Raw genomic sequence first — 4201 nt, 5'->3', positions numbered from 1 at the left:
CCGCCCGCCCGTTCCGGCGTAGGCGCTCGCGCCCGCGGTCGCCAGCAGCTCGGCGAAGCGCGCCGACTCCCGCAGCGGACCGGCCTCCAGCACCTCGCCGTCGGCGAGCACCACCACCTCGTCGCAGCGGCGAACCGAGGAGAGCCGGTGCGCGATGACGATGCCGATGCGGCCGGCGAGCAGCCGCTCGGTGGCCTGCCGTACGCGGGTCTCGGTGACCGGGTCCAGCCGCGCGGTCGCCTCGTCGAGGATCACCACCTGGGGGTCACGGACCAGGATCCGGGCGAACGCGACCAGCTGTTCCTGCCCGGCGGAGAGCACGTGGCCGCCCTCGCCGAGCCGGGTGTGCACCCCGTCGGGCAGCTCGGCGATCCACCCGGCCAGCCCGAGCTCCGCGAGCGCCCGCTCGGCGTCGTCGAGCAGGTCCGGGTCGAAGAGCGCGACGTTCTCGGCAAGCGTTCCGGCGAGGATCTCGGTGCGTTGCGGCACCACGGCGATCCACCGGCGCAGCAGCTCGACGTCCAGGTCGACGAGGTCGGTGTCGCCGAGGAAGACGGTTCCCCGGGGCACGTCCACGGCCCGGGTGAGCACCTTGGCCAGCGTGGACTTACCCGAGCCGGTGCGTCCGACCAGGGCGTACGACCGCCCGCGGACGAAGGTCAGCCGGACGTTCCGCAACGCGGCGCCGCGCTCGTCGTCGGAGGCGTATCGGAAGGTCAGGCCGCGGAGGCTGAGGTCGCCATCGGTCGGCTCCACCCCGCCGGTCGGCTCCTGGACCGCGGCGGAGAGCAGCTGCACCCGGGCCCAGGCGCCGAGCGCGTACTGCAGGTGCGGCACCCAGCGGGCCATGTGCTCGACCGTCGCGCCGAAGGCGATCGCGAGCAGCCAGATCGCCGTCAACCGGGCGCCGTCGACACGACCGCTGGCCAGGGCCCATGCTCCGGCCAGCACCACGACGGCGATGCCGGCCCGGATCCCGCCGGCGGCGATGGCGGTCACCCGGGCCGACATCCGGAACACCCGCCCCGCCCGCGCGATCACCTCGGCGGCCCGTCGCGCGTAGAGACGCAGCACGTAGGGCCGGGCCAGGCTGGTCCGTACGTCGTCCTGGCCGTGCACCGCCTCCTCCATCACGGCGGCGAGGTCGGACCAGGCCTCCTCCTCGGCCATCCGGGCCGGGGCGATGAGCCCGGTGGGTCGGCGCAGGACGACCGCGAGCAGCGTGGTCAGGACGACCATTCCGACGCCGGCCGGCCACCAGACGAAGAGCGCGCTCACGGTCGCGAGCAGGCAGACCGCGACGCCCTGCACCAGCCGTACGCCGGTGTTCCGCAGCTCGGCGGCGACCTGGTAGACGTCGTTGTCGATGCGGTCGAGCAGTTCGCCGACGGGGGTGGTCTCCAGGGTGGGCAGGTCCTGCCCGAGCGCCACCCGGCAGAGGCGTCGCCGCACGTCGGCGGACCAGTCGGCGGTCAGCCCGGCCATCAGCAGGCCGACCACGAGATCGGTGACGACCGCGGCGACCAGCGCGACGGCCAGGGCGGCGAACCAGCCCGAGGAGCGGTACACCAGCACCGGACCGGCGAGCGCGGAGGCGGCCGCCTGACCACCGGCGCCGACCACGACGAGCAGGAGAACCGCCCACATCCGGTGCGGTGCGGTGGCCCAGAGGTCTCGGACCAGGCGCATGACAGTCCTCCGGACTCTGCTGGGTGGGGGGCGGTGCTGCCAGACTCACCCAGCCGAGCCCGGCGTTCAACACATTTTTCGCAGGTGCGGACCCGCACGGGGGCCGCGCTATCGACGTGGATCAGCGCTCCGGGTGCAGACCGGCATCCCGCGTGCGGGCCGGGCTTCGGCGGTCAGAAGAGCACGGTGGCGAGCGTGCCGACCGGGCGGAAGCCGCACCGTTCGTAGACCCGGCGCGCGGGCAGGTTGAAGTCGTTGACGTAGAGGCTGACGGTCGGCGCGACGCGCAGCAGGGCGTCGCGGACCACTGCCGCCATGGCCGCCGTGGCTATGCCCCGCCCACGCCACTCGGGGGCCACCCAGACGCCCTGGATCTGTGCGGTCCGCCGGGTCACCACCGCCAGCTCGGCCTTGAAGATCACCCGGCCGTCGACGAAGCGGGCGTACGCCCGGCCGCCGCGCACCAGTTCGCTGACCCGCCGGCGGTAGCTGCGCCCGCCATCCTCGGCCAGGGGCGAGACCCCGACCTCCTCGGTGTACATCGCCACGGCGGCCGGGAAGAGCCGGTCGACCTCCCCGACGCGGACGCGGCGCACCTCCGGGTCGGCGGGCACCACCGGCAGCGCCTCGGTGGCCAGCAACGGCTGGTTGGGGCGTACGTCCCGGGCCGGCCCCCACACGTCGCAGAGGCGGTCCCAGAGCCCGAGGACGGCGTCGGCCCGGCCGACGATCGACGAGCAGAGCCGCTCCTCGCCGGCGAGCAGGTCGGCGAACGCGTCGACGGCCGGTTCGGTGGCGAGCACCGGGGTCAGGTTGCCGCCCAGCCAGCAGATCGACTCGAGGTTGCGCCGGGCTCCGTAGCCGAGGATGCGTCCCTCGGCCCGCCACCAGGAGAGTCCGCGCGCGGCGATCCGCTCGGCGACCTGCGCGCCCGCGTACGGGTCGAGGTCGAGCAGGCGCTCGACCGCGCGTCGTTCCGATTCCCCCAGTTGCCGTACCGGCACCGTCAGCACGCCTCCAGCGTGCCAGATCCGCCCCCCGGCTCGCGGGCTGAGTACCGACTCCGCGTCACGCGGCCACCGGCTGCGCCGTCCGGGTGCCCTCGGCCCAGCGCACCACCGGGGGCACCAGCGCACCGACGGACAGGAAGAACACAGCGAGGACCAACCAGCCCGGTACGCCCCAGCCGACCGCGAGCGTGGTCACCACGGCGGGTGCCACCATCGACCCGAGCTGCATGCCCATCCCGTACGCGCCCTGGTACTGCCCCTGCGCGTCCGCCGGGGCGAGACCGAACGAGATGCCCCAGCCGGCGGCGGAGTGCCACAGTTCGCCCACCACGTGCACCAGCGACCCGGCGAGCAGCAGCGCCACGGCGGCCGGCCCGGGGACCGTGCCACTGGCGGCGAAGAGCAGGCAGGCGACGGCGATCACCGCGCCCGCGCGGCGGGCGGCCCGGCCGGCCCCGGCGAGTTCCTCGGTGCCCCGCGAGGCACGGACCTGGAAGAGCACCACCATCACCGTGTTGACCAGCATGCAGGCGGAGATCAGCCAGTGCGGCGCGGCGGTGTGCTCGGCGATCCAGAGCGGCAGGGCGATGTTCAGCAGCCCGAAGTGCATCGACATCAACCCGTCGAGCACGGTGAAGGCGAGGAACGGTCGGTCGCGCAGGGCCACCAGCCGTGGCCCGTGCGTGGGCGCGGGGACCGGCGGTACGACCGGCAGCCGGAGCAGGACCACCGCCGCGAGCAGGTAGGTCGCGCAGTCCAGCAGGATCAGCGCCACGTACGCGGCCCGGGTGTCGGCGGCGAGTCCGACACCGGCGACCACCGCGCCGACCGAGATCCCCACGTTGGTGACGGCGCGCAGGTAGGCGCGGGTGCGTACGCGCTGTTCGGCGGGGACGGCACCGGCGATCAGCGCGCCCCGGGCGCCCCGGTTGGCCGCGTCGGCAATCGCCATCAGCATGCCGACCAGGAGGAAGGTCGGGAAGGAGTGCACGGCGACCAGGGCGGCGGTGCACGCGGCGGAGGCGAGCAGCGCGGTGAGCTGGACGCCACGCGGGCCGCGCCGGTCGGCGAGGTAGCCCATCGGGGTGCTGGCGACCAGGCTGACCAGCGCGGTGAGGGTGAGGCCGAGGCCGACCTGGGCCACGGTCAGGCCGACCGAGCGGGTCAGGAACAGGGCGCTGGCGGTCAGCCAGGTGCCCCGGCCGACGGTGTTGATCAGGCTCGAGAGGGCGAGGGTCCGGGCCGGTCCGGGGTCGGGAAGCAGTCGCACGGCCCGCAGCCTAGCAAGACGTACGTACGGTTTGCAGCCCCGTCTTGTCGCCGACACATTGCCGATATATCGTTGATGCATCAGCGATACTTAGACAGGGAGATGAACATGCGATTCCACCGCGGGCACCACGTGATGCACGAGGCGATGCACGGCGCCATGCACGGGGCAGTGCACGGCGCGATGCGGGAGGTCCGGATGCGGGGCGGCGGCTTCGGCTTCCCACCCGTCC

3 protein-coding genes are annotated in these 4201 nt (G+C 74.0%); all 3 read right to left on the bottom strand.

The genetic code is table 11. The features are described 5' to 3' along the window. The coding region (locus E1211_RS31045) for an ABC transporter ATP-binding protein (RefSeq protein ID WP_132353637.1) at nucleotides 1-1689 on the bottom strand (1689 nt) is incomplete at its 3' end. A 173-nt stretch (nucleotides 1690-1862) separates the two neighbouring features. Further along, nucleotides 1863-2702, bottom strand: coding sequence for a DUF4081 domain-containing GNAT family N-acetyltransferase (locus E1211_RS31040; protein ID WP_132353635.1), 840 nt, complete (start codon nucleotides 2700-2702; stop codon nucleotides 1863-1865). A 55-nt stretch (nucleotides 2703-2757) separates the two neighbouring features. Then, a complete protein-coding gene (locus tag E1211_RS31035) occupies nucleotides 2758-3969 on the bottom strand; it encodes an MFS transporter (protein ID WP_132353633.1) in 1212 nt (403 codons plus the stop codon). Between the last annotated feature and the right edge of the window lie 232 nt (nucleotides 3970-4201).

This window comes from Micromonospora sp. 15K316 (genome assembly GCF_004348525.1).
In the GTDB taxonomy this organism is placed as follows: Bacteria; Actinomycetota; Actinomycetes; order Mycobacteriales; family Micromonosporaceae; genus Micromonospora.
This window is presented reverse-complemented; position numbering and strand designations above follow the sequence as displayed.